The organism is Sphingobium sp. WR1 (genome assembly GCF_059693745.1).
The window spans coordinates 59,599-84,469 of sequence record NZ_JCATID010000009.1 but is presented as its reverse complement, the minus strand read 5'-3'; the positions used below and the strand labels follow the sequence as shown (position 1 = coordinate 84,469).

Genomic DNA, 24,871 nt, shown 5'->3' with positions numbered 1-24,871 from the left:
TTCAGCTTGATCGGGTCGGATCGGTCAGGCCGTCGCCCATCTCGCGCGCGTCGGGCGCGCGGCTGATCGGCAGCGATCCGGTCTGCCGCTCCAGCCGGCGATGGACGACCGGCGCTTCCGGGCCGGCGTGCAGCGCATGAATCGCGTCGCTGTTGGCGATGTCGGCGACGGTGCGCCGCTGATTGTGGCGGACATAATCGAGCCAGGTCGACACATGATAGCGTTCGACCCAGAGGTCGGATTCGCCCAGATCGCGCAGCAATTGCCAGCCATGGGCGCCATCGCGACGCCGGATGCGACGGCGCTCGCTCATGGCGGTCAGGAAGGGCACGACCGATCCGGGCGGGATGCGATATTCGATGGTGATGACGATCGGCCCGCTGCGCGGCTCGACCGGGACAGCGGTGTCCGGCTCCTGCCAGTCGTCGCGCGGATCGAGATTGTCGTTGCCGGTCTGGGGCAGCGGTCGCCACAGCCCCAACATGGCCGAGGCGAACTGCGCCGCCGCGGCGGCATAGAGGCCGGTGACGACACCATGATGCTCCGCCACCCAGCCAAACAGCCAGGCGCCGGCGGCCATGCCGCCAAAGGCGGTCATCTGGTAGAGCGCGACCGCACGCGCCACAACCCAGCGGGGCGCGGACATCTGCACCGACACGTTGAAGGTCGACAGCGCCAGCACCCAGCCGGCCCCCGCCAGCATATAGCCAAGCATCGCCAGCGCCAGCCAGCCGCTCACGCCCGTCAGCGCCGTGCCCAGCGCCAGCGCCAGCCCTGCGAACCGCACGATCGTCTCGATCGCAAAGCGCGCGCGCAGATGGCGGCTCGACAGCGCGCCCAGCACCGCGCCGAAGCCGAACGCGCCGCTGGTGACGCCGAAGGTCAGCGCGCCGCCGCCCAGCAGATCGCGCGCCACCAGCGGCATCAGCGCCGACACGGCGCTGGCGCCGAGGCCGAACGCGCCGCCGCGCAGCAACACCCGTTTGATCTTCGGCGACGCGGCCACATAGCCCACGCCCGCCACCATCGCGACGCCCAACCGCTCGCGCGGCAACAGCTTGGGCGGCAGGTCGGGCCGCCATCGCGCCAGCACGGTAAGCAGGCCAAGATAGCTGAGCGCATTGACCAGGAAGGCGGCCGCCGCGCCCGCCGCCGCGACGATGATACCGCCCAGCGCCGGGCCGACGCTGCGGGCCAGGTTGAAACCCATCGAATTCATCGCCACGGCGCTCGGCAACTGGTCGCGCGGCACCATGTCGCCGACCGACGCCTGCCAGGCCGGACCGTTGATCGCGGTCGCGCAGCCGATCGCGAAGGTGAAGCCCAGCAGCAGCCAGGGCGTCATCAGCCCGGCCCAGGCCGTCGCCGCCAGCAGCGCCGACGTCAGCAACATGGCGGACTGGCAGGCGATCATCACCTGGCGCCGGTCGAGATTGTCGGCGACCGCCCCGGCCCACAGCGACAGCAGCATGATCGGCAACGTGGTCGCCGCCGGCACCAGTGCGATCAGCAAGGGCGAGGCGGAGAGCGAGGTCATCATCCAGGCCGCGCCGACCGACTGGATCAGGCCGCCGAAGTTGGAGGCGAGGCTGGCGGTCCAGATGGCGCGGAAGGTGGGAATGGAGAAAGGTGACGGGGGCTGTCGGGTCGGGGCTTCGGTCACGCTGTCCATGAGTGGGGGATATAGACCCCGGGGACGAAGGCGCAACGCTTCTATGTCCGGCCGCTGCTTCGGCTGACCGCACGACGGACTCCCGACCCTGGGCGGACAGGCCGGCGCCGCGAAGAAAGTCAGGAGATTCGCACGATAAAAGGGGGTAAACACGACAGCGATCTGGACAGTTGCGGCGCGTTTTGCATCAATGGATTGCGGCTGCCGTTACGGCAGGGCCGCCGCGGCGAACGGATCGCAATAGAGACTTGCACTTTACGTAAACGTAAATACATTCACGGCATGTCACATCCATTTGGCGAAGCGCCGGAATGACCCCCACGGAGAGGGAATGAACATGGAAGCCTATATTTACGACGCCGTCAGGACGCCGCGTGGCCGGGGCAAGGCCGATGGCTCGCTGCACGAAATCACCCCCATCCAGCTGGCGACGCAGGTGCTGGAAGCGGTGCGCGACCGCAACCAGATCGACACGGCGGACGTGGACGACGTGATCCTGGGCTGCGTCAGCCCGGTCGGCGAACAGGGCGCGGATATCGCCCGTGTCGCGGTGCTCAACGCCGATTATGCCCAGACCGTGCCGGGCGTGCAGATCAACCGTTTCTGCGCGTCGGGCCTGGAGGCAGTGAACATGGCCGCCGCCAAGGTCTTTTCGGGCGAGGCGATGTTCGCGATCGGCGGCGGCGTCGAATCGATGAGCCGCGTGCCGATGGCGTCGGACGGCGGCGCCTGGGCAATGGACCCGGCGGTCGCTTACAAGACCTATTTCGCGCCGCAAGGCATCGGCGCCGACGTGATCGCCACCAAATTCGGCATCAGCCGCGACGAGGCCGACGCCTATGCGGTGGAAAGCCAGAAGCGCGCCAAGGCGGCATGGGACGAAGGCCGCTTCAAAAAGTCGATCGTGCCGGTGAAGGACGTGATCGGCCGGGTCGTTCTGGACCATGACGAGCATATGCGTCCCGACGCGACAATGCAGTCGCTGGGCAGCCTGAAACCCAGCTTTGCCGCGCTGGGCGAGGATATGCCGGGCTTCGACACCGTCGCCCTGCTCCGCTATCCTGAACTGGAGAAGGTCAACCATGTCCATCATGCCGGCAACAGCAGCGGCATCGTCGACGGCGCGGCGGCCGTGCTGGTCGGCAACAAGGATATGGGCGAGAAATATGGGCTTAAAGCCCGCGCGAAGATCAAGGCCATGGCGTCGATCGGGTCGGAGCCGCTGATCATGCTGACCGGGCCGGAATTCGTCGCCGGCAAGCTGCTCGCCCGCGCGGGCATGAGCCAGAGCGACATCGACCTGTGGGAACTCAATGAGGCCTTCGCCTCGGTCGTGCTGCGCTACATGCAGGCGATGGACCTCGACCATGGCAAGATCAACGTCAATGGCGGCGCGATCGCCATGGGCCATCCGCTGGGCGCGACCGGCGCGATGGTGCTGGGCACCGCGCTGGACGAGCTGGAGCGGTCCGGCAAGGGTACCGCGCTCATCAACCTGTGCGTCGGCGCGGGCATGGGCACCGGCATCATCATCGAACGTATCTGACGCATTCATTCCCCCTCCCGCGAGCGGGAGGGGGTTAGGGGTGGGCTTTCCCATGCACCGCCCCAAGAGGCTAGCCCCCACCCCAACCCCTCCCCTGAAGGGGAGGGGCTAAAGGAGTAGGACACAGGACTATGAACACCATCGCATTCGACATCGACGCCGACGGCATCGCCACCCTGACCATCGACGTGCCCGGGCAGTCGATGAACGTCATCGGCCCGGATTTTCTTTCCGATCTCGACGCCGCGATCACGCGCATCGCGTCCGAGGATGGCATCAAGGGCGCGGTCATCGCGTCGGGCAAGGACAGCGGCTTCATGGCCGGCATGGACCTCAAATATTTCGGGTCGATGCTGGCGACCGGCACGGGCGAACGCCCTGCCCCCGCCGCCATCTTCGACAAGGTATTCGTGCTGAACGCGCTGTTCCGCCGCCTCGAAACCAGCGGCAAGCCGATCGCCTGCGCGATCGAGGGCACCTGTGTCGGCGGCGGCTTCGAACTGGCGCTGGCCTGCCATCGCCGTATCGTGGGTGACAGCCCGAAGACGCAATTGGGCCTGCCCGAAATATTGATCGGCCTCTTCCCCGGCGGCGGCGGGTCACAGCGCCTGCCGCGCGTCATGGGCGTGCAGGCGTCGCTCATGTACATGCTCCAGGGCAAGCTGTTCCGTCCCGCCGAAGCCGCGATGCTGAAGGTCGTGGATCAGGTCGTGCCGCAGGGCACGGCTGTTGCTGCCGCGCGCGAATGGGTGAAGGCCAACCCGACCGCCAACACCCAGCCCTGGGACGTGAAGGGCTATAAGGTGCCGGGCGGCGCGGGCGGCTTCAACCCCGCCTTCGTCCAGACCATGGCGGGCGCACTGCCGATGACGCTGAAGCAGACCCAGCGCAACATGAACGCGCCGATCGCCCTGCTGTCGGCCGTCTATGAAGGCATCACCCTGCCGATGGATCGGGCGATCCAGGTCGAGAGCAAATATTTCGCCAAGGTCGCAGCCGATCCGCAGGCTTCGAACATGATCCGCACCCTCTTCGTCAACAAGCAGGCCGCCGAACGCGGCGCGCGCTGTCCCAAGGACGAGCCGAAGGCGCCGACCAAGAAGCTGGCCATGCTGGGCGCGGGCATGATGGGTGCGGGCATCGCCACCGTCGCGGCCCAGGCGGGCATGGAAGTCGTGCTGTTCGACCGCGATCAGGCCTATGCCGAAAAGGGCAAGGCCCATGTCGAGGAGGTGCTGAAGAAGCGCCTGGGCAAGGGCATGACGCCCGAAAAGATGGCGGAGTCGCTGGCCCGCGTGACCCCGACGACCGACTATGCCGCGCTCGCCGGCGCGGACTTCGTGATCGAGGCGGTGTTCGAGGATGTCGCGATCAAGGCGGAAGTAACCAAACAGGTCGAAGCCGTGCTGGGCGCGGACACCATCTTCGGGTCCAACACCTCCACCCTGCCGATCACGAAGCTGGCGCAGGCCTGGAGCAAGCCCGAGAATTTCATCGGCGTCCATTTCTTCTCGCCGGTCGAGAAGATGCCGCTGGTCGAGATCATCCTGGGCGAGAAGACCGGCCCGGCCGCGATCGCCAAGGCGCTCGACTTCGTCGCGCAGATCAAGAAGACGCCGATCGTCGTGCATGACAGCCGCGGCTTCTATACCTCGCGCAGCTTCGGCACCTATGTGCAGGAAGGCGCGGAACTGGTCGGCGAAGGCGTCAATCCGGCGCTGATCGAAAATGCCGGCAAGCAGCTCGGTATGCCGACCGGCCCGCTGGCGGTCAGCGACGAGGTGTCGATCGAACTGGGCTGGAAGATCATGACGGCGGCGAAGAAGGAATTGGGCGACGCCTATGTTCCCCAGGGGTCGGACGACATCATGGTGAAGATGGTCGAGGCCGGGCGCCTGGGCCGCAAGAATGGCAAGGGCTGGTACGACTATCCCGAAGGCGCGAAGAAGCATCTGTCGCCCGTGCTGGGCGAGATGTTCCCCCGCGCGGCCGCGCAGCCCGATGTCGAGGCGGTCAAGGAACGGCTCCTCTATCGCCAGCTGATCGAATGCGCCCGCTGTTTCGAGGAAGGCGTGCTGGAAACGCCCGAGGATGGCGATATCGGCGCGATCTTCGGCTGGGGCTTCGCGCCCTATACCGGCGGGCCGTTCAGTCACATGGACACGGTCGGCATCGCGAACGTCGTGGCCACGCTGGACAGGCTGGCGGCCGCCCATGGCGCGCGTTTCGCACCCACGGCACAGTTGCGGGAGATGGCCGCCAACGGCGCGACCTTCTATCGCCCCGTTCCATCCCGCGCTGCAGCATGATTGATTTGTAAATCGTAACGCTTCTGTATTAGGTCTCCCCGGACATCTCCGGGGAGACCTTTTTTCTTATGAGCAAGCCTACGGTCCTGGTTACGGGCGGTGCCGGCTATATCGGCAGTCATGCGGTGCTGGCGCTGAAGGATGCCGGCTATGGCGTGGTGGTGATCGATAATCTGGTCACGGGCTTCCGCTTCGCCGTGCCCGACGGCGTTGCCTTCGTGCAGGGCGACATTGCCGACCAGCCGCTGGTGCAGGCGACCTTGCGCGACCATGATGTGAAGGCGATCATGCATTTCGCCGGATCGGTGGTAGTGCCGGAATCGGTCGAGAACCCGCTGAAATATTATCACAATAACAGCGCCAAGACCCGCGACCTGATCGAAAGCGCAGTGGCGGTGGGCGTGCCGCACTTCATCTTCTCCTCGACCGCCGCGACCTATGGCATTCCCGAGGAAAGCCCGGTGAAGGAAACGACGCTGCAGCGGCCGATCAATCCCTATGGCATGTCGAAGCTGATGACCGAATATATGCTGCGCGACGTCGCGGCGGCGCATCCGATCAACTTCTGCGCGCTGCGCTATTTCAACGTCGCGGGCGCGGACCCCGAAGGCCGCACCGGCCAGTCGACGGCGGGGGCGACGCACCTGATCAAGGTCGCGGTCGAGGCGGCGCTGGGCAAGCGCAGCCATGTCTCCGTCTTCGGCACCGATTTCGACACGCCCGACGGCACCGGCGTGCGCGACTATATCCATGTCACCGACCTCGCCAATGCGCATGTTCTGGCGCTGGAGGCGCTGATCGCGAAGCCTGAGCAGAATTATCTGCTCAATTGCGGCTATGGCCGGGGCTTTTCCGTGCTGGAGGTGCTGGATGCGGTGGATCGCGTCACCAACATGACCATCGACCGCCGGCTGGAAGGCCGCCGCGCCGGCGACCCGGATTCGCTGATTTCGGACAATCGCGCGATCATGGCTGAATTTCCGTGGCAGCCGCGCTATGCCGACCTCACCCAGATCGTCACCCATGCGCTCGCCTGGGAACGCAAGCTGAGCGACTTGCGGGGTTCATGAGCGAGGCAAGCGTCCGCGCCTTCTTCGCGGAGAAAGCGCCCGATGTGGCGATCATCGACCAGGGCGTCAGCACCGCGACGGTGATCGAGGCGGCCGCCGCGCTGGGCGTCGAACCGGCGCGGATCGCCAAGACATTGTCGCTGCGCGTCGGGGAGACGGTCGTGCTGGTCTGCGCGCGCGGCGACGCGCGGCTGTCCAACGGCAAGGCCAAGGCCGCGCTGGGCGCCAAGCCCCGGATGCTGGGCGGGCATGAGGTGGAGGAGATTACCGGCCATCCGGTCGGCGGCGTCTGCCCCTTCGGCCTGGCCAGCCCCCTGCCCATCTATTGCGACGTGTCGCTAAGGGAGTTCGCGACCGTCTTCCCGGCGGCAGGATCGCGCACCACGTCGGTCGAACTGACGCCCGACCGGCTTGCCGCCTTGACCGGGGCGCAATGGATCGACATCTGCACGCTTCCTGAAATCGTCGAGTGAGAGCCATGCCGACCGAACATCTTTTCGCCACCGGGGCGGAGGCCGCCGCCGATATCGCCGCGCGCATCGCCACTTTATTGTCGGAAGCCATTGCCGAGCGCGGTGTCGCGGGCCTCGCGGTGTCGGGCGGCCGCTCGCCCCGGCCGGTGCTGGAGGCGCTGTCTAGGGCGCCGCTCGACTGGAGCAAGGTCATTGTGACGCTGGTCGACGAGCGCTGGGTCGAGCCTGACAGCCCGGACAGCAATGAACGACTGGTGCGCGAAACGCTGTTGCAGGGGCCGGCGGCAGCGGCGCGCTTCGTGCCGATGAAGACCGACGCCGCCGACGCCTATGCCGGGCAACCGGCGGTCGAGGCGGTGTTCGCGGACCTGCCCTGGCCGCTCGACATCATATTGCTGGGCATGGGCGATGACGGCCATACCGCCTCGCTCTTTCCCGAAGGCAGGGAACTGGCCGAGGGTCTGGCGTCCAGCGCGCTGACCATCGCCGCGACCCCGCCCGTCGCGCCGCATCAACGCCTGTCGCTGACCGCGCACGCGATCCTCCAGAGCCGCCATGTGTTTTTGCAGATCGGCGGCGCGGAAAAGAAGGCGGTCTATGACCGCGCGCTGGCGGGCGGGCCGGTCGAGGAACTGCCGATCCGGCTGGCGCTGTTGCAGGATGTGGTGCCGGTCGAGGTGTGGATCAGCGAGGCGTGACCACTACCTCCGTTCGTTTCGAGAAACGAGAGAATGGCCCTGACCGTTTCTCGACTTCGCTCGAAACGAACGGAAGAAGGCTTAATCCCTCGGCTCATGCTTGGAGATCAGATAGCGCCACACGCCCACGACATTGATGGCCAACAGCGCCACATTCTGCCAGCCGATCCCCTCGCTGTCCTTGTCGAGGAACCCCCAGCCGATCAGCGCCAGCGAACTGGTGACGAACAGGACGAAGGCCCATCCGGTAATGCGCCGCCCCAGGTTCAGCGACACGACCAGCGCGGCCAGCGCCGCCGCTCCGGCACCATAATATTGCAGGGCGGTGAGCAGCGTCGGGTTCATGACGGCAGGAACGCCGCGCCCATGGACATGGTTGCCGGGGCATAATAGGCACGCGACCATGGTAGCCGAAATCTCCCCCTTCCACGCCATCGCCATCAGCCGCGAAGCCCACGCCCTCGAAGTCGAGGGCCGATCCATCCTGCACATGGAATTCGGCCAGCCATCGACCGGCGCGCCCGCCGCCGCCATCGCCGTGGCGCATGAAGTGCTCGACACCGATCCGATGGGCTATTGGGAAAGCCCGGCGCTGAAGGAGCGGATCGCCCGCCATTATGCCGAACGGCACGACGTCGCCGTCGACCCGGAGCAGATATTGCTGACCTGCGGCGCTTCGCCGGGCCTCGTGCTGGCGCTGACCTGCCTGTTCAGGCCCGGCGCGCGCGTGGCCACGGCGCGGCCGGGCTATGTCGCCTATCGCAATAACCTCAAGGCGCTCTATCTGGAGCCGGTCGAGGTCGCCTGCGGCCCGGCGGAGCGCTATCAGATCAGCGCCGACGCGCTCGCCCGGATCGATCCCGCGCCCGATGGCCTGATCCTCGCCAGCCCCGCCAACCCCACCGGCACAATCATCCCGGCCGACGAGCTAGAGCGAATCGCGAAGGTCTGCGCGGAGCGCGGCATCCGCATCATTTCCGACGAAATCTATCACGGCCTGAGCTTCGGCGAGCCGGCGCACTCCATGCTGGAATATGCGCCCGACGCGGTGATCGTGAACAGCTTTTCCAAATATTACAGCATGGCGGGCTGGCGGCTGGGCTGGATCGTGGTGCCGCCCGACCTGATCGACGTGGCGCGGGCGCGGATGGGCAATCTGTTCCTGACCCCGCCGGTGCTGGCGCAGCGCGCGGGGCTGACCGCGTTCGACTGCACGCAGGAACTGGAGGGGCATGTCGACAGCTATCGGCGCAACCGGCAGTTGCTGCTCGACGCCCTGCCCGCGCTGGGCCTTGCCAGCATCGCGCCGCCCGATGGCGCCTTCTACATCTATGCCGACATCAGCCACCTGACCAATGACAGCCTCGGCTTCTGCCAGACGCTGCTGCGCGAAACCGGGGTGGCGACCGCGCCGGGGATCGATTTCGATCCGGTCGACGGCCATCGCTTCATCCGCTTCAGCTTCGCCGTGTCCACCGACCGGGTCGAGGATGCGATCGCGCGGATGATCCCCTGGTTCCAGGCGCAGGGCGGGCGGTAAAAATCAGGTAATTCGTCATTGCGAGCGCAGCGAAGCAATCCACCGGTGCTCCCCATGGATTGCTTCGCTGCGCTCGCAATGACGAAGCTCACCCCCGCGTCCGGTCGAACTCGTCCATTTCGTAGGCGATGGAGGCTTCGACCAGTTGCTCCCACAGGTCGGCGATGACATCGGCGGGGGCGCCCAGCCGTTCGGCCTCCGCGCGGGCATTGGCGATCACCTGCGCCTTGCGCGCTTCGTCGCGCACCGCGCCGCGATCGGGCTTGATCCGCGCAGCGGCGCGCATATGGGCGAAACGAAGGTCGAGCAGGGCGACCAGCTGGCGGTCGATCGCGTCGACACCGGCGCGCACCTGCGCCATGCTGCTATAGCTTTCGGGGTTCATGGGGGACGGAATTAGGCCGCCCGCCCCGCCCTGTCGAGGGTTGACATGCGCACCCCTTGCCGTCATAGGCGCGCCTTCGCGATTGGCCCCGCACCCCGGTGAAGCGGCGGCCCTGTCCCTGAAACACGGATAACAGGCGATACCGGGAATATCGTTGTTGCATATCGAAGGAAAAGATCATGTCGAAGCGCACAAGCGCCAAGTATAAGCTCGACCGCCGCATGGGCGAGAATATCTGGGGTCGCCCGAAGAGCCCGGTCAACAAGCGTGAATATGGCCCCGGCCAGCACGGCCAGCGCCGCAAGGGCAAAATGTCCGACTATGGCATCCAGCTGCGCGCCAAGCAGAAGCTGAAGGGCTATTATGGCGACATCACCGAAAAGCAGTTCAAGAAGAACTATTTCGAAGCCAGCCGCATGAAGGGCGACACCGGCCAGAACCTGATCGGCCTGCTGGAGCGTCGCCTGGACGCGGTCGTCTATCGCGCCAAGTTCGCGCCGACCATCTTCTCGGCCCGTCAGATCGTGTCGCACGGCCACATCTATGTGAACGGCGTGAAGTGCAACATCGCGTCGCGTCTGGTGAAGCCGGGCGACGAAATCACCCTGGGCAAGAAGGCGCAGGAAATGGCGCTGGTTCTGGAAGCGCAGGGCCTGCCCGAGCGCGACATCCCCGACTATGTGTCGCCCGACGGCGCCGCCAAGGTGACGTATGTCCGCGTGCCCTCGCTGGACGAAGTGCCCTATCCGGTGAAGATGGAACCCAATCTGGTCGTCGAATTCTATTCGCGCTGATCGGTTTTCGGAAAGCTGATTGGTTTTCGGAAAGCAGAATTACAGAAAAGGGCGGCCCCGCAAGGAGCCGCCCTTTTTCTTTGCCTGACTGAAATGAAAATGCGGGAAGGTCATCCTTCCCCTCTTTTTCGTCATTTTCCGGCGGCCAGCAGAAAATCCGCACTCTGTTGCAGCATGTCGGCGCGAATATCGCTATCGTTCAGATTATGGGTAAGGCCGTCGTAGACGACCAGCCGGCTGCGCTTGCCCGAGCCTTCCAGCTTGCCCTGCATGATCTTCGCCTGGCTGATGTCGACATTATTGTCGTTGGTGCCATGGAACATCAGCACCGGTGCGCGAAATTCAGCGGCGTGGTTGGCGGGCGAGGCGTCTTCGGCTTCCTGCCCCGTCCCCATGCGCTGCTGCTGGGTCAAATAATCGCTATTATATTGCGATCGGCGCAACCTGTCGCCGAAATCGGCGACAGGCGCGATCGCAACGACCGCCTTGAACAGGGTCGGGTCGACCGCCTGCGCCTGCAGCGCGGCATAGCCGCCATAGGACCAGCCGGCGATGGTCAGCCTCGCCGGATCGGCGATGCCCTGCGCCACCAGCCAACGCCCGGCGTCGACCACGTCGCCGATCGCCGTGCGCCAGGAACGATAGCCATTGTTCATCAGCCATTTTTCGCCAAAGCCGGCCGCGCCGCGAAATTGCGGCTGAATGACGGCAAAACCGCGCGCGGCATAATATTGCACCATCCAGTCGAAACCCCATTCATCGCGCGCTTCGGGACCGCCATGGGGCATGACGATGGCGGGCAGGCCCTTGGCGCTTTCCTTGCCCGGCGGCAAAGTGAGGTAGGCGGGGATCGTCGTGCCGTCCCCGGCCTTGTAGCTGACCGACTGCATAGTCGCGAGTGAGCGGCCGACCAGTTCAGGCCGATCGGGCATAATCGGCGACAATTTGTGCGCCGCCCGGTCGAACAGATAATATTGGCCCGGATCAACATCGCTGCCGGCCCACACCAGCACACGCTGCCCATCCTTGCTCATGTCACCAATATGGACCGCCTTGCCGCCCAGCGCCTTGCGCAGCGATTTGACCAGAGCGGCGACCTGTTCATCAAAATAGACGGCCTCGCGATGCTCTACCACATAGCTGACGCCGACCACGCGCCGATCGCGTCCAACCCGGAGCAAGCCGCCGACATCAACTTGCGGGTGTGCGAACAGGGTTTTCTTTTCCAGGCCCGGATCGAGCGCGATCGTCACCAGCGCATCGCGGCCATCGGTCTTTTCGAAACCATAGACGATATTCTTCTGCCCATCGACCGCGATCGGGACGAACCCGCTATCGTCGCGCTGGTCATAGGTGGACAGATCGCTCCAGCCCGACTTGCCCAGCGGCCGGTAAAGGAATTTGTAAGTGCCCTTGTCATAGCCCGACCCCTTGGCCTCGCGCAGCCCCATCACGCGCACAGCGCCATGCCCGTCGGAAATATAGTCGATCGCCATCGGCTGCGGCGTCTCGATCCGTTTCGCGCCGCCGCTGCGCGTGTCGATCCGGTCGACGCCCAGCCCTTCCAGCTTCTTCTCGATCAGGCTGCCGATCTTGGCTTCGGGGACATAGGATCGCGTCATCAGGATCGCGCCATCCTCGTCGGGCAACAGGTCGACCACGTCGCCGCCGCGGAAATCATAGCCCAGCGCATTGGCACCGCGCCGCTGGCTCAGCAGCTTCGCGCCGCCGCCGCCAGCGTCGACGGCGACGATATTGCTGAAGCTGTAGACATCGTCGGCGTAACGCTGGGTGCCGAAAATCTGGCAGGCGAGTCGATCGGCCGAGACCCAGCCGCAATTTTGAAGATATTCCGGATTCCCGCTGGTCGAAGCGACCACCTTGGGCTCCGCCCCCTCCTTCGCTTCCAGCACATAGGCGCGGGTCGCCCGCCCGGCGCCCGCCGCAATCAACGCGATCTTCTGGCCGTCGGGGGAGAGGCTGGCGGAAATCACCGTCTCGCGCGCGCCGAACGCCTTGGCCAGCGCATCGGGCTGCCCCTGCGCGAGCGCGCCCTGCGCCGCGCCGGCCGCCAACAGCACCAATATGGCTTTACTCCAACAGGCCATCCCAAATTCCCCCTGAAAACCCCAATGGATCAAGGGCTAAGCCAAGCATCGGACAAAGGCAACGGCCTTGCTTGCCCTTGGACCCGCACGATGGCATCACCTGCGCATTCGTAAAACAAAGGGTTTCCCCATGCGCAGTTCCATCGCGGCGATCGCCGCCATTCTTGCCCTGTCCGCGCCGGTCGTGGCCGTCGCCGCCCGCGCCAAACCCACCGCCGCGAAATCCGCCGAACCGTCGATCGAGACGATGAAGCGGCTGGTGAAAGAGCTTTCCTCCGACGCCTATGAGGGCCGCGCGCCCGGCACGGCGGGCGAGGAAAAGACGCTCGCCCTGCTGGCGTCCGAATTCGGCAAGCTGGGCCTCAAGCCCGGCAACAAGGGCAGCTGGTTCCAGGACGTGCCGCTGGTGGAGATCACCGCGAAGAATGTCTCGGCGCTCAGTTTCGCCGGCGGCAAGGCGCCCGTCACCGCCGCCTATGGCCCGGACATGGTGATCGGCACCTATCGCACGACGCAAAAGCATGTCGCGCTGAAGAACAGCCCCGTCGTCTTCGTCGGCTATGGCATCAACGCCCCGGAAAAGGGCTGGAACGACTATGCCGGTCTGGATGTGAAGGGCAAGACGGTCGTCATCCTGGTCAACGACCCGGATTATGAGACGCAGGGGCTGACCGGTCCCTTCAACGGCCGGGCGATGACCTATTATGGCCGCTGGACCTATAAATATGAGGAAGCCGCGCGGCAGGGCGCGGTCGCCGCGATCATCGTGCATGACACGGTGCCCGCCGCCTATGGCTGGAACGTCGTCCAGTCGAGCTGGACCGGCGCGCAGCATGTCGCCGACAGCGCCGACGGCAATGCGGGCCAGTCGGCCGCGATCGGCTGGGTCACGAAGGACAAGGCGGCGGCGCTCTTCGCCAGCGCGGGGCTGGACCTCGACGCGCAGATGGCCGCGGCCAAGCAGAAGGGCTTCAAGGCCGTGCCGCTGACCGGCGTGTCCGCCAACGTCTCCTTCGACAATGATCTGCGCAAACATAGCTCGAAGAATGTCGTGGCGCTGCTGCCCGGCAAGTCGCGGCCCGACGAATATGTGCTTTACAGCGCGCATTGGGACCATCTGGGCCATTGCCAGGCCGCGCCAGACGGTGACGACATCTGCAACGGCGCGGTGGACAATGCCACCGGCACCGCCGCGCTGGTGGCGCTGGCGGAGGCCAATGTGAAGGCCGGGCCGACCGACCGCAGCCAGGTCTTCCTGGCGGTCACGGGCGAGGAATCGGGGCTGCTGGGATCGGATTATTATGGCAAGAATCCGGTTTTCCCCTTCGCCCAAACGGTGGGCGGCGTGAACATGGACGCGCTCAGCGTCGCGGGGCTTGCGAAGAATGTCGTGGTGATCGGCAAGGGCAAGTCGCAGCTCGACGCCTATCTCGATCGCGCGCTGACCGCCCAGGGCCGTGTCGCCACGCTCGAACCAACCCCGGAAAAGGGCTTCTACTATCGTTCCGACCATTTCAGCTTCGCCAAACATGGCCTGCCGATGCTCTATTTCGAGGGCGGCGAGGATCTGGTGAAGGGCGGCACAGCCGCCGGCATGGCCGCGGCGGAGGATTATACCAAGAACCGCTATCATGGTCCCAAGGACGAATATGATCCCAATTGGGACTGGACCGGCGTGCTGGCCGACCTGAAGCTCTATTATGGCGTCGGCCGCGAACTGGCGACCACGACCGACTGGCCGAACTGGACGGAAGGCGACGAATTCCGCGCCATCCGCGACAAGGACCGGGCGGGGAAGTAGGACAGCCCGAGGCACCTATGCGTCGATGCTATTCCCCCATCGGCGTATAGGTCCATATTTCCAAGCCGCTGCCGTCCAGCTTGGAGATTTCCGCCTTGAGCAACGGCCCCTCGCGCCAATAGCGGATGCGCTGGGGGTAATCATGGGCGGCATTGGCGAAGACGATCTCCGTCGCGCCCTGCGATTCCATCGGAAAACGCGACACCGACACACCCCTTGGCGAGGCGTAGAAGGCGATCGTTCCGTCAGCGTCCCGCTCGATCCGGGTCTGCTCCCAAAATTCCAGCACCGCGCCCTTGCCCGTGCGCGCCGCGCCCAGCAACAGGCCGCCGCGCTCGGGCGTCCAATATTCCTCCGACCAGTTTTCCCCCTGCTGCTCGATCCATGCCCCCGCCATCCAGCCGGGCATTTCCCCCGCCTGCGCGACGGGTGTGCCGATCATCAGCATCAGTGCAACGGCAAGGCTTCGCATCCCCGTCTCTCCCCCTGTCCATGACGCGCCCGCCACGCTATGGAGCGCGCAAGCTCATCTTAGCACGGATCGGCTCTCTCGCCGAGCAAGGACGATATTCATGACTTTCCGTATGCCCGCCGAATGGGCGCCGCACGACTGGACCTGGATCGGCTTTCCGACCAACCCCGCCGAATGGCCCGGCGCGTTCGAGGAGGCCCGGCGGCAGATCGCCGCCTTCGCCAGCGCGCTCCATGCCGACGGCAAGGGCGAAGAGGTCCGGCTGGTCGTCGCCAATGAAGAGGATGCGGACACCGCCCGCGCGCTGCTCGCCCCCGACGTCGTCATCGTCGTGCAGAAGCTGGGCGACGTCTGGCTGCGCGACACCGCGCCGATCGCGGTGTTGAACGGCGCCGGCGGGCGAGCACTGGTCGATTTCGACTTCAATGGCTGGGGCGGCAAATATCGGATGCCCGGCGACGAGGATATCGGCGCGCGCCTGGCCGCGACCACCGGCCTGACGACATCGACCCAGCATTGGGTGTTCGAGGGCGGCGCGGTGGACACCGACGGCACCGGCCTGTTCGTCACCACCGAACAATGCCTGCTCAACCCGAACCGCAACCCGGAGCTGGATCGCGGCAAGATCGAGACTTTGCTGGCCGGGGCGCTGGGCCTGTCGGACATGCTGTGGCTGGGCGACGGGCTGCTGAACGACCATACCGACGGCCATGTCGACAATCTCGCCCGTTTCGTGGCGCCGGGCAAGCTGGCGCTGCCGGTCGCGACGACGCCGGACGATCCCAACGCCGCCGTCTATGCCGATGCGCGCGCCCGCGCGAAGGCGTTCGGCGTCGAGCTGGTCGACATCCCCTCCCCCGGCCTGGTGGTGGTGGACGGCGAGGCGATCCCGGCCAGCTACCTGAATTTCTATGTCGGCAACGCCGCCGTCATCGTCCCCATATACGGCCGGCCCAACGATCAGGCGGCGCTCGACGCCTTCCGCCCCTTCTTTCCGGGGCGGGAGATTGTCGGCCTGCGCAGCGACGCCATCCTTTCGGGCGGCGGCAGCTTCCATTGTTGCAGCCAGCAGATGCCGTCGCTCATCTGACGAACGGCGTTGCGCATCGGCGCGGATGGGATCAGGCTCCCCCCGGCCCGGCAGGAGTCGCCGGGCAGGGAGAAAAGTTCATGATCCGCACGCCTGTCCGCGCCGCCTTGACGCTCATGATCCTGACCGGAGCGAGCACCTCCTCCGCGCAACTGCCTGATCTGGGCGGACTGATGGGGGGAGCGCTGCCCAATATCGCCTCGGTGGGCGCGGGCAATGCGGCGGGCGTGCTCAGCTATTGCGTGAAGAACAAGCTGGTCAACGCCACCAGCGCCACGTCCGTCCTCGGCAAGCTGACCGGCAAGCCCGGCGTCAAGGAATCGAGCGGATTCAAGCTGGGACAGGCGGGCACGATCAAGACCGACAAGAACGCGCTTTCCCTCGACAGCCTGAAGGCCAAGGCGAAGACCAAGGCGTGCGACATGGTGTTGAGCCACGCGACATCGCTGATCTGAACGGACAATATCGTCCGCCAAAATCATGTCCGGTGGCATGTGCTGCGGACATTCCCTATATGGCGCCCAGTTTCCCGCCATGGAGTGAAGAATGACTCGCGTGACCGTCGCCGCCCTGCAACTCGCCTTTTCGGACGATAGGACCGACAATATCGCCATGGTCGCGACCCATGTGCGCAAGGCCGCCATGCGCGGGGCGAAGATCATCCTGCCGCCCGAACTGTTCGAAGGCCCCTATTTCTGCCGTGTGGAGGATGAAGCGCTGTTCGACACCGCCCAGCCGACCGACGAACATCCGGCGGTGCAGGAGATGCGCAAGCTGGCGAAGGAACTGGGCGTCTATATCCCGACCAGCTATTTCGAGCGGGACGGCCATCATTATTACAACTCGCTCGCCATGATCGACGATGAGGGCGAGATCATGGGCGTCTATCGCAAGAGCCATATCCCCGATGGGCCGGGCTATGAGGAAAAATATTATTTCCGGCCCGGCAATAGCGGCTTCAAGGTGTGGAACACCAAGTACGGCACGATCGGCGTCGGCATCTGCTGGGACCAATGGTATCCCGAAACCGCGCGCTGCATGGCGCTGATGGGCGCGGAAATGCTGTTCTACCCGACCGCCATCGGCTCCGAACCCTATGACGCGGACCTCGACACCAGCCGCATGTGGCGCCGGGCGATGATCGGCCACGCGGTCAGCAACTGTATGCCCGTGATTGCCGCCAATCGCATCGGGGAGGAGGAAGGCCAGACATTTTACGGCCACAGCTTCATCAGCGACGAATGGGGCGATTTCGCCGCCGAAGCCGGTGCGAAGGACAGCGGCGCGCTGGTGGCGACGCTGGACCTGGCCAGGGCGAAGATCCATCGCGCCGGCATGGGCTTCTTCCGCGACCGCCGGCCTGAGCTGTATGGACGGATCGCGCAGGATATCTGAACGGAGCATAAGCATGGCGGATCAGGAGACGGACAGCCCCTCGGCCCTTATCGACGCGCGGATCGCGTCGCTGGACGATTGGCGGGGCGAGACGCTGGCGAAGGCCCGCGCCCTGATCCATCAGGCCGTGCCCGATGTCGCCGAGACATGGAAATGGCGCGGCGTGCCCGTCTGGGAGAAGGACGGTATCCTCTGCACCGGCGAAAGCTACAAGAACGCGGTCAAGCTGACCTTCGCCAAGGGCGCGATGCTCGACGATCCGGCCGGCCTGTTCAACGCCAGCCTGGACGGCAATGTCCGCCGCGCGATCGATATCCAGCAAGGCGAAAGGATCGACGAAGCGGCGTTCACGGCGCTGATAAAAGCGGCGGCGGAACTGAATGCAGCCAAGCCGGGCAGGCGTTAGAGCGAATGCGTTAAATCGGGACATCTTACTTCCGTTCGCCCTGAGCCTGCCGAAGGGGCCGGGGTGACGTTCAATTGACGTCCGCTTCGCTTCCAGACCGATCGGCCAGGCCGCCTAGAGCCTGTTCCGATTAGATTGAATCGGAACAGGCTCTAGGCGTCCCACCCCTTCGCCTTCGCTTCGTCCTCGGCGCGGGCTTCGACCCAGCGGGTCGCGCCGTCGGCGAAATGCTCCTTCTTCCAGAAGGGCGCCTCCGACTTCAGCCAGTCGATGAGGAAGGCGCAGCTTTCCAGTGCCGCCGTGCGATGGCGGGATGCGGTGCTGACGAAGACGATGCGCGCGCCCGGCTCCAGCCGCCCGAAACGATGGATGACGCTGACGCCCAGCAGCGGCCAGCGGGCCGTCGCCTCGTCCACGATCCGTTCGACCTGCGCCTGCGTCATCGTCGGATATTGTTCCAGCTCCAGTGCGACCAGCCCGCCTTCGCCGCGTACCACGCCGGTGAAGCTCGCCACGCCGCCGCCGCCCAGCGCCTCCAGCGCCGCCAGTTCGGCGGCGACGTCGAAATCCTCCGCCTGGATCGAAACCCGCTTCATCCGCCCGTCACCGGCGGAAAGATCGCCACTTCGCGGGCGTCGCCGATCGGCGTGTCGAGCGGCACGAATCGCTGGTCGATGGCCGCGCGCAGCCGGGTCGAATCGCCCAGCGCCTGCGCATAGCCGCCGCCCCGCGCCGCCAGCGAAGCGACCAGATCGGCGACCGTCGCGCCAGCGCCCGGCCGGTCGACCCGTTCCTCGTCATGGCCCACGGCTTCGCGGACCCAGGCGAAATAGACAATGTTAAGCATGGGGGACAGTTGCGTCATCGCATCAATCCATATGCTTGATGCCGACGCGCAGATAGTCCCAGCCGGTGATCAGGGTCAGGATGGCGGCGGCCCAGAGCGTCACGATGCCGACCATCTGCACGAGGGGGAATTGCGGCACGGCGCCCGCCAGGATCAGCGCGCCCAGGGCAATGATCTGGAAGGTCGTCTTCCATTTGGCGAGGCGCGACACCGGCACCGAAACCTGAAGCCCGGCGAGAAATTCGCGCAGCCCCGACACGGCGATTTCCCGCAGCAGGATGATCATCGCCGCAACGATGTGCAGGCCGGCAATGTCGCGCGTCGCGGCGAGCATCAGGATGACCGCGCCGACCATGATCTTGTCGGCGATGGGATCGAGAAAGACGCCCAGTTTCGACACCGTTCCCTGCGCGCGCGCCAGATAACCGTCGAAATAGTCGGTGATGCCCATCAGGCAGTAGAGGCCGAACGCCAGCGCATAGCCGGTGGTCCAGCGGGCGCCGATATCGGCCGGCCAGAGCAGGGCGACGAGCAACGGCACAGTCAATATGCGCGAAAGCGTCAGCAAATTGGGGAGCGTCAGCATGGCCGCGAACTGCCACAGACTGGGACGCTGCACAAGCGAGGCGATGCAAGCATTGGACAGGGACGATGCCAGCCGCTAGACCCCGCCCCGGTCGCTAACGGGAAAGAAGACCCCCTATAACATGCAAGCCTCTCTCAGGCTCCTGAACAAGCGCCGTTTCCTGCCGCTTTTCATCACCCAGCTGCTGGGCGCGTTCAACGACAATCTGTTCAAGAACGCGATGGTGCTGTTCGTCGTCTATCAGGTCTATAATGACGAAAAGTCGGAAACCTGGTTCAGCGCGCTGGCGACGGGCCTGTTCATCCTGCCCTTCTTCCTGCTGTCGGCCTTGTCCGGCCAGCTCGCCGACCAGCGCGACAAGGCGGTGATCATCCGCTGGGTCAAGGCGGCGGAGATCGCCATCATGGGGGTCGGCGCCATCGGCCTCGCCCTCATCTGGAGCGGCATCGCGGTCCATACGCTGGCGATTCCGCTGCTGCTCGCCGCCTTGTTCGCGATGGGTGTCCATTCGACCTTCTTCGGCCCGATCAAATATGCGATCCTGCCCCAGCATCTGCATGACGAGGAAGTGCTGGGCGGCACGGGCCTCGTCGAGGCGGGCACCTATATCGCGATTCTCGCCGGCACCATCCTGGCCGGCATCATCCCGGTCGAAGCCGCCGCGGTCGCCATCATCATCACCGCGCTGGTCGGCTATGTCGCCGGGCGCAAAGTGCCCCCCGCCCCGTCGCTGCTCGAACAGCAGCCGATCGATTTCCACATCATCCGATCCTCGATCGCGCTGGTGCGCGGGACGATGCATATCCGCCGCCTGTTCCTGGCGATCATGTCGATCAGCCTGTTCTGGGCGGTCGGCTCCATCCTGTTCATCCAGTTCCCGCCGCTGGTGAAGAATGTGCTGACCGCCGACAAGCCGGTCGCCAGCCTCTTCCTCGCCATCTTCTCGATCGGCATCGCGATCGGGTCGATCGCGATCAACCGGCTGCTCCAGGGGCATGTGTCGGCCAAATACGCCCCTGCATCTGTGATCGGCATGGGGCTGTGCATCGTCGCCTTCCACATCGTATGCGACCTGTGGACGCCCGCGCCGGAGGGGCGGATGCTCTCGCTCGGCGGCTTCCTGGCCCATCCGCTCGCGATACCGCTGTCGCTCTGCCTGCTGGGCGTCGCGACCTTCGGCGGCATGTTTGTCGTGCCGCTCTACGCCTTCCTCACCACCACGGTCGAGAAATGCGAGGCGGCGCGCACGGTGGCGGCAAACAATATCGTCAATTCGGGCGCGATGGTGGTGGGATCGCTTTGCGCCATCGGCCTCAGCATCGCGGGCATATCGGTGGTGATGCAGCTGCTGCTGGTCGCTGTGCTGACTTTGCCCTGCGCGGCGATGGCGTGGAAGCTGCACAAAGCCTGCGACGGGCCGCTCTGTCATTGAGCGATGCGCCGTTCAGCGCCTCAGTAGATGAAGCTGTAAAAGGCCGTGAAGAAGGCGCAGAAGCTGAGCGCGAACAATTTCCAGTCGCTGTCGTCATCGACCGCGCGCTTGCGGCGGGCCGCGCGGTCATCGACCACCCGGAAGACATGGGCGGGCAGCCGCTGGCGGAAGGGATGGCGGGCCGATTCGGTGGTGAGGACGAGGGGGCGGTTTCGCATGATGCTGGGTTAACGAAATATTTACCATTATGGCCACTGCCATTCCGGGTTAATTTCCACCTGTCCCGGCGCGGGACATGCTTGACTGTATGATGTGAATAATACAGCATGACCGAACCGATGAACGAGTCCGCCCCTCCCATCGCGCCCGATGCGCTGCCGCCGCGCGAATTCGGCGCGGGGCCGCCCAGCGCCTTCGCGCCGCCCACGCCATGGCGCCGCCGCTTCCAGATTTTCGGCTGGCTCGTCGCTGCGGGACTGGCCGTGCTGATGATCCTGATCGCCTGGCTGGCGGTGACGGCGCCGCTGTCGCAATCGCTGAAGCCCATCGCCCCGCCCGCGATCAGCCTGATGTCGGCGGACGGCCATCTGATCGCCCGCCGCGGCGCGGTGATCGACAAGCCGGTGACGATGGAGGAACTGCCCGCCCATGTGCCGCAGGCCTTCATGGCGATCGAGGATCGCCGCTTCCAAAGCCATTGGGGCGTCGATCCGCGCGGCATTGCGCGCGCGCTGTGGCATAATCTCTGGTCGGACGGCTCCTCGCAGGGCGGCAGCACCATCACCCAGCAGCTCGCCAAGGGCGTGTTCCTCTCCGCCGACCGCACCTTCGGCCGCAAGGCGCGCGAGGCGCTGATCGCGATCTGGCTGGAAGCCTGGCTGACCAAGGACCAGATCATGGAGAGATATCTCTCCAACGTCTATTTCGGCGACAATGTATACGGCCTGCGCGCCGCCGCGCGCCATTATTTCAACCGCTCGCCCGATCGCCTCACCATCCCGCAGGCCGCGATGCTGGCGGGGCTGCTCAAGGCGCCGTCGCGGCTGGCGCCGACCAGCAACCTGAAGGGCGCGCGCACCCGCGCCGCGCTGGTGACGCAGGCGATGGTGGAGGCGGGCTATATCAGCCAGGCGGAGCGCAACGCCCTGCCCCCCGCGCGCCTCAACATCCATGACGATCCCGACCCGACCAGCGGCACCTATTTCGCCGATTGGGTGCTGCCCCATGCGCGCGACCGGGCCGGGGCGGTCTATGGCGAGCAGGAGGTGCCGACGACGCTCGACTGGCGCATCCAGCGGCTCGCCGAAGCGGCGATTCGCCGCGCACCGCTTGGACCGGCGCAGGCGGCGCTGGTGGCGATGAAGCCCGACGGCAGCGTCGTCGCCATGGTCGGTGGCAAGAATTACGGGAAAAGCAGCTTCAACCGCGCGGTGCAGGCCAAGCGCCAGCCCGGATCGACCTTCAAGCTGTTCGTCTATCTCGCCGCCTTCCGCGCGGGGATGACGCCGGACGACATGATCGACGACACGCCGATCACCACCGGCACCTATCGGCCGGCCAATCATGGCGGCAAATATCGCGGCCGCATCACCCTGCGCCAGGCCTTCGCGGCGTCGAGCAACGTCGCCGCCGTCCGCCTGACCCAGAAGGTGGGCGTCGACACTGTCATCAAGGTCGCGCGCGACCTGGGCGTCACCGCGCCGCTGACCGAAGATCTCAGCCTCGCGCTCGGCACGTCGGAAATTCCACTGGTCGAACTGGCGGAGGCCTATGCGTCGGTCGCCGCCGGCGCCTATCCGGTCATCGCCCATGGCCTGCCGCCCGAGGAACAGGGCTGGTTCGAGAAGCTGATGCAGCGCCAGCGCCAGTTCAGCGACGACCAGCTGGAAATGATCCGCGACCTTCTGTCCTCCGCCGCCAATCGCGGCACGGGCAGCGCGGCGGCGCTGCGCACCAGCACCTTCGGCAAGACGGGCACGACGCAGGACAGCCGCGACGCCATCTTCGTCGGCTATGCCGGCGGCCTGGTGACGGCGGTGTGGATCGGCAATGACGACAATGCCCCCCTGCCCGGCGGCGCAGCGGGCGGCGGCGTCCCCGCGCGCATCTGGCGCAACTTCATGCGCAGCGCGATCAACGAGCCGGTCGAGAAGGTGCCCGAGGAGGAACAGGACCCCGACCTGGTCAACGCCATCGCCAATGTCACGGTGGAGACGGGGATCGGCAATGTCGGCCTGGGCGTCGATCAGGACGGGATGACGGTCAATATCGGCGGCAACCAGCTCCGCATCCCGTCCGACCAGCCGCTGCCGCTGCCGCCGCAGGGCGCCCCGCCGCCGCGCATCGCGCCGACCCAGCCCGAAGCGGAGGATGGCGGACCCTAATCGATTCAAAGGCCAAGATGGTTAAGGCGGAGCCGCTCCACAGCTCGAAACCGTCTCCGAACGATCCACCCTAACCCTCTGACGATCGTCCATTTCCCTATGTGTCATCTTCAATGATATAGGGGAATCATGTCCGATTCAGGGGTCGCACGATGAAGACAGGCACCAACAGCGATTTGGCGTCCGAGCAGAAGGCGCTCGCGGCGCGCTGGAGCATGGCGGCGGAGACAATGGAGGCCCTGGCCGGCGCGCGCTCGCTGGACGCCGTCACGGCCGTCCTGCGCGCCTTTGCGCGCAGGGTCGTCGGCGCCGACGGCATCACCATCGTCCTGCGAGATGAAGATGAATGCCATTATATCGCCGAGGATTCGATGGAGCCTTTATGGGCCGGGCAACGCTTCCCGATGGAGCGCTGCGTGTCCGGCTGGGCCATGCTCAACCACCAGACCGCCGTCATCCCGGACGTGTTCCAGGACGAGCGCGTCCCGGCCGAGGCCTATCGCCGGACATTCGTGCGCAGCATGGTGATGGTGCCGATCGGCCGGATCGACCCGATCGCCGCGGTCGGCGCCTATTGGTGCGAGGCCGAAGCGCCCACCGACAACCAGATCGCCCTGCTGGAAGCGTTGGCCCGCGCCGCGTCGACCGCGCTTGAAAATGGCCGCCTCTTCGCTTCGCTGGAGGCGCTCAACGGCCAGCTCGACCAGCGCGTGCGGGAGAAGAGCAGCGAACTGGAAAAGTCCCAGGACAAGCTGCGCCAGATGCAGAAGATGGAGATGCTGGGCCAGCTGACGGGCCATGTCGCGCATGACTTCAACAATCTGCTGACACCGATCATCGGTGGCCTGGACCTTATCCTGTCGGGCAATGGCGCGCCCGGCGCGACCGGAAGGACCGCCGGCATCGCCATGCAGGCGGCGGAAAGCGCGCAAACGCTAGTCCAGCGACTGCTCGCTTTCGCCCGCCGCCAGCCGCTCCAGCCGACCGGGGTCGACCTGCCCGACCTGCTCGCCGGCATGGGGGCGCTGCTCGCCAGCACGATGGGACCGCGCGTGACCCTGGCGGTCCATGCGCCGCAATCGCTGCCGGCGGTTCATGCCGACGCGCACCAGCTGGAACTGGCGATCCTCAACCTCGCCGTCAACAGCCGCGACGCCATGCCCGACGGCGGAAAGCTGAGCATCACGGCCGAGGTCCGGCAAAGGGGGCTTCCCACCCTGCTCAAGCCTGGCAAATATGTGTGCCTGACCATCGCCGACACCGGCACGGGCATGACCCCGAAGGTGAAGGCAGCGGCCATGGAGCCCTTCTTCACGACCAAGCCGGCCGGCCATGGCACTGGCCTGGGCCTGTCGATGGCGCATGGCCTGGTCGGCCAGCTGGGCGGCGCGCTGGAGATCGACAGCGAAGTCGGTCGGGGCACGCAGATACAGCTCTGGCTGCCGGTCGAGAAGGCGAAGGCCGCGCCCGCCGATCCGGCGACGCCCGACGCGGCGGCCGGCGCCTATCAGGGGAAGGCGCTGCTGGTCGACGACAATGCGCTGGTCCGCAACAGCACGCGCGAGATGCTGATCGACCTTGGCTATGACGTGGTCGATGTCGAAAATGCCGAAACCGCGCTCGGCATGATCGAAGCCGGCTATCGCCCGGACATCGTCATCACCGATCATGTCATGCCGGGCATGACCGGCGTCGAACTGGGACTGCGGCTGCGGGTCGATCAGCCGGACATCGCCGTGCTGATCATATCCGGCTATGAAGGGATCGACCTGATCGCGCCCGACATTGCGCGTCTGTCCAAGCCCTTCCGCCAGAAGCATCTCCAGGCGAGCGTGGCCGCCGCGCGGGCGCAGGTGGCCTGAC

At 65.7% G+C, this 24,871-nt stretch carries 24 protein-coding genes; 15 read left to right on the top strand and 9 right to left on the bottom strand.

The genetic code is table 11. The annotated features are described in order from the left end of the window. Position 1: 1 nt before the first annotated feature. Positions 2 to 1,672 (bottom strand): MFS transporter, encoded by a 1,671-nt coding sequence (locus tag AC58EF_RS12690; RefSeq protein WP_497276671.1) that lies wholly within the window; start codon positions 1,670 to 1,672, stop codon positions 2 to 4. A 337-nt stretch (positions 1,673 to 2,009) separates the two neighbouring features. Here AC58EF_RS12690 and AC58EF_RS12685 point away from each other — a divergent pair, with 337 nt between their 5' ends. From AC58EF_RS12685 to pgl, 5 genes are all read left to right on the top strand, one after another. Then, on the top strand, positions 2,010 to 3,218 hold the full coding sequence (locus AC58EF_RS12685) for an acetyl-CoA C-acetyltransferase (protein ID WP_497276669.1): 1,209 nt from the start codon (positions 2,010 to 2,012) through the stop codon (positions 3,216 to 3,218). A gap of 131 nt (positions 3,219 to 3,349) precedes the next feature. Further along, positions 3,350 to 5,527, top strand: a complete 2,178-nt coding sequence (locus AC58EF_RS12680; protein WP_497276668.1) for a 3-hydroxyacyl-CoA dehydrogenase NAD-binding domain-containing protein — start codon at positions 3,350 to 3,352, stop codon at positions 5,525 to 5,527. 68 nt (positions 5,528 to 5,595) lie between these two features. Then, on the top strand, positions 5,596 to 6,597 hold the full coding sequence (gene galE / locus AC58EF_RS12675; RefSeq protein WP_497276667.1) for a UDP-glucose 4-epimerase GalE: 1,002 nt from the start codon (positions 5,596 to 5,598) through the stop codon (positions 6,595 to 6,597). Further along, on the top strand, positions 6,594 to 7,070 hold the full coding sequence (locus AC58EF_RS12670) for a YbaK/EbsC family protein (RefSeq protein ID WP_497276666.1): 477 nt from the start codon (positions 6,594 to 6,596) through the stop codon (positions 7,068 to 7,070). Before galE ends, AC58EF_RS12670 begins: the two co-directional genes overlap by 4 nt. A gap of 5 nt (positions 7,071 to 7,075) precedes the next feature. Next, positions 7,076 to 7,768, top strand: coding sequence for a 6-phosphogluconolactonase (gene pgl, locus AC58EF_RS12665; RefSeq protein ID WP_497276665.1), 693 nt, complete (start codon positions 7,076 to 7,078; stop codon positions 7,766 to 7,768). 81 nt (positions 7,769 to 7,849) lie between these two features. Here the strand turns inward: pgl and AC58EF_RS12660 are convergent, their stop codons facing one another. Beyond that, entirely contained in the window at positions 7,850 to 8,113 is a 264-nt protein-coding gene (locus AC58EF_RS12660) for a hypothetical protein (protein WP_497276773.1), read from the bottom strand. A gap of 58 nt (positions 8,114 to 8,171) precedes the next feature. Between AC58EF_RS12660 and AC58EF_RS12655 the strand changes: the two genes are divergently transcribed. Further along, positions 8,172 to 9,308: a pyridoxal phosphate-dependent aminotransferase gene (locus AC58EF_RS12655; protein WP_497276664.1), complete on the top strand. Its 1,137-nt coding sequence runs from the start codon at positions 8,172 to 8,174 to the stop codon at positions 9,306 to 9,308. Positions 9,309 to 9,396: 88 nt separating this feature from the next. On the opposite strand, the gene AC58EF_RS12650 is transcribed toward AC58EF_RS12655, so the two are convergent. Continuing rightward, complete coding sequence (locus tag AC58EF_RS12650; protein WP_497276663.1) at positions 9,397 to 9,693, bottom strand: chorismate mutase; 297 nt, start codon at positions 9,691 to 9,693, stop codon at positions 9,397 to 9,399. A 179-nt stretch (positions 9,694 to 9,872) separates the two neighbouring features. Here AC58EF_RS12650 and rpsD point away from each other — a divergent pair, with 179 nt between their 5' ends. Next, the gene (gene rpsD / locus AC58EF_RS12645; protein ID WP_497276662.1) at positions 9,873 to 10,487 is read left to right on the top strand and encodes a 30S ribosomal protein S4; all 615 of its coding nucleotides are present in this window, start codon (positions 9,873 to 9,875) and stop codon (positions 10,485 to 10,487) included. A gap of 131 nt (positions 10,488 to 10,618) precedes the next feature. Here the strand turns inward: rpsD and AC58EF_RS12640 are convergent, their stop codons facing one another. Then, entirely contained in the window at positions 10,619 to 12,595 is a 1,977-nt protein-coding gene (locus AC58EF_RS12640) for an alpha/beta hydrolase family protein (protein ID WP_497276661.1), read from the bottom strand. A 130-nt stretch (positions 12,596 to 12,725) separates the two neighbouring features. Between AC58EF_RS12640 and AC58EF_RS12635 the strand changes: the two genes are divergently transcribed. Further along, entirely contained in the window at positions 12,726 to 14,396 is a 1,671-nt protein-coding gene (locus AC58EF_RS12635; protein ID WP_497276660.1) for a M28 family metallopeptidase, read from the top strand. 28 nt (positions 14,397 to 14,424) lie between these two features. On the opposite strand, the gene AC58EF_RS12630 is transcribed toward AC58EF_RS12635, so the two are convergent. Next, the gene (locus AC58EF_RS12630) at positions 14,425 to 14,868 is read right to left on the bottom strand and encodes a DUF6265 family protein (protein WP_497276659.1); all 444 of its coding nucleotides are present in this window, start codon (positions 14,866 to 14,868) and stop codon (positions 14,425 to 14,427) included. Between the two features lie 100 nt (positions 14,869 to 14,968). Between AC58EF_RS12630 and AC58EF_RS12625 the strand changes: the two genes are divergently transcribed. From AC58EF_RS12625 to AC58EF_RS12610, 4 genes are all read left to right on the top strand, one after another. Then, positions 14,969 to 15,958: an agmatine deiminase family protein gene (locus AC58EF_RS12625; protein WP_497276658.1), complete on the top strand. Its 990-nt coding sequence runs from the start codon at positions 14,969 to 14,971 to the stop codon at positions 15,956 to 15,958. A gap of 80 nt (positions 15,959 to 16,038) precedes the next feature. After that, the gene (locus AC58EF_RS12620) at positions 16,039 to 16,413 is read left to right on the top strand and encodes a DUF2501 domain-containing protein (RefSeq protein ID WP_497276657.1); all 375 of its coding nucleotides are present in this window, start codon (positions 16,039 to 16,041) and stop codon (positions 16,411 to 16,413) included. 91 nt (positions 16,414 to 16,504) lie between these two features. After that, positions 16,505 to 17,353, top strand: coding sequence for an N-carbamoylputrescine amidase (gene aguB / locus AC58EF_RS12615; RefSeq protein WP_497276656.1), 849 nt, complete (start codon positions 16,505 to 16,507; stop codon positions 17,351 to 17,353). 13 nt (positions 17,354 to 17,366) lie between these two features. Next, positions 17,367 to 17,759 carry a DUF1801 domain-containing protein gene (locus tag AC58EF_RS12610; RefSeq protein WP_497276655.1) on the top strand — a complete coding sequence of 131 codons (393 nt, stop codon included), beginning with the start codon at positions 17,367 to 17,369 and terminating at the stop codon, positions 17,757 to 17,759. 152 nt (positions 17,760 to 17,911) lie between these two features. On the opposite strand, the gene AC58EF_RS12605 is transcribed toward AC58EF_RS12610, so the two are convergent. The 3 genes from AC58EF_RS12605 to pgsA are packed head-to-tail and all read right to left on the bottom strand — an operon-like array spanning position 17,912 to position 19,192. Further along, positions 17,912 to 18,355, bottom strand: a complete 444-nt coding sequence (locus tag AC58EF_RS12605; RefSeq protein ID WP_497276654.1) for a molybdenum cofactor biosynthesis protein MoaE — start codon at positions 18,353 to 18,355, stop codon at positions 17,912 to 17,914. After that, positions 18,352 to 18,606, bottom strand: a complete 255-nt coding sequence (gene moaD, locus AC58EF_RS12600) for a molybdopterin converting factor subunit 1 (RefSeq protein ID WP_497276653.1) — start codon at positions 18,604 to 18,606, stop codon at positions 18,352 to 18,354. Before moaD ends, AC58EF_RS12605 begins: the two co-directional genes overlap by 4 nt. A gap of 22 nt (positions 18,607 to 18,628) precedes the next feature. Next, the gene (gene pgsA / locus AC58EF_RS12595; protein ID WP_497276772.1) at positions 18,629 to 19,192 is read right to left on the bottom strand and encodes a CDP-diacylglycerol--glycerol-3-phosphate 3-phosphatidyltransferase; all 564 of its coding nucleotides are present in this window, start codon (positions 19,190 to 19,192) and stop codon (positions 18,629 to 18,631) included. Positions 19,193 to 19,313: 121 nt separating this feature from the next. On the opposite strand from pgsA, the gene AC58EF_RS12590 reads away from it, so the two are divergent. Continuing rightward, positions 19,314 to 20,624 (top strand): MFS transporter, encoded by a 1,311-nt coding sequence (locus AC58EF_RS12590; protein ID WP_497276652.1) that lies wholly within the window; start codon positions 19,314 to 19,316, stop codon positions 20,622 to 20,624. A gap of 20 nt (positions 20,625 to 20,644) precedes the next feature. Here AC58EF_RS12590 and AC58EF_RS12585 read toward each other — a convergent pair whose 3' ends face one another. Next, positions 20,645 to 20,842 (bottom strand): hypothetical protein, encoded by a 198-nt coding sequence (locus AC58EF_RS12585; protein ID WP_497276651.1) that lies wholly within the window; start codon positions 20,840 to 20,842, stop codon positions 20,645 to 20,647. 108 nt (positions 20,843 to 20,950) lie between these two features. Here AC58EF_RS12585 and AC58EF_RS12580 point away from each other — a divergent pair, with 108 nt between their 5' ends. Together AC58EF_RS12580 and AC58EF_RS12575 are read left to right on the top strand one after the other, a co-directional pair. Beyond that, positions 20,951 to 23,008, top strand: a complete 2,058-nt coding sequence (locus tag AC58EF_RS12580) for a transglycosylase domain-containing protein (RefSeq protein ID WP_497276650.1) — start codon at positions 20,951 to 20,953, stop codon at positions 23,006 to 23,008. Positions 23,009 to 23,160: 152 nt separating this feature from the next. Further along, positions 23,161 to 24,870 carry an ATP-binding protein gene (locus AC58EF_RS12575; protein ID WP_497276649.1) on the top strand — a complete coding sequence of 570 codons (1,710 nt, stop codon included), beginning with the start codon at positions 23,161 to 23,163 and terminating at the stop codon, positions 24,868 to 24,870. The last annotated feature ends 1 nt before the right edge of the window (position 24,871 follow it).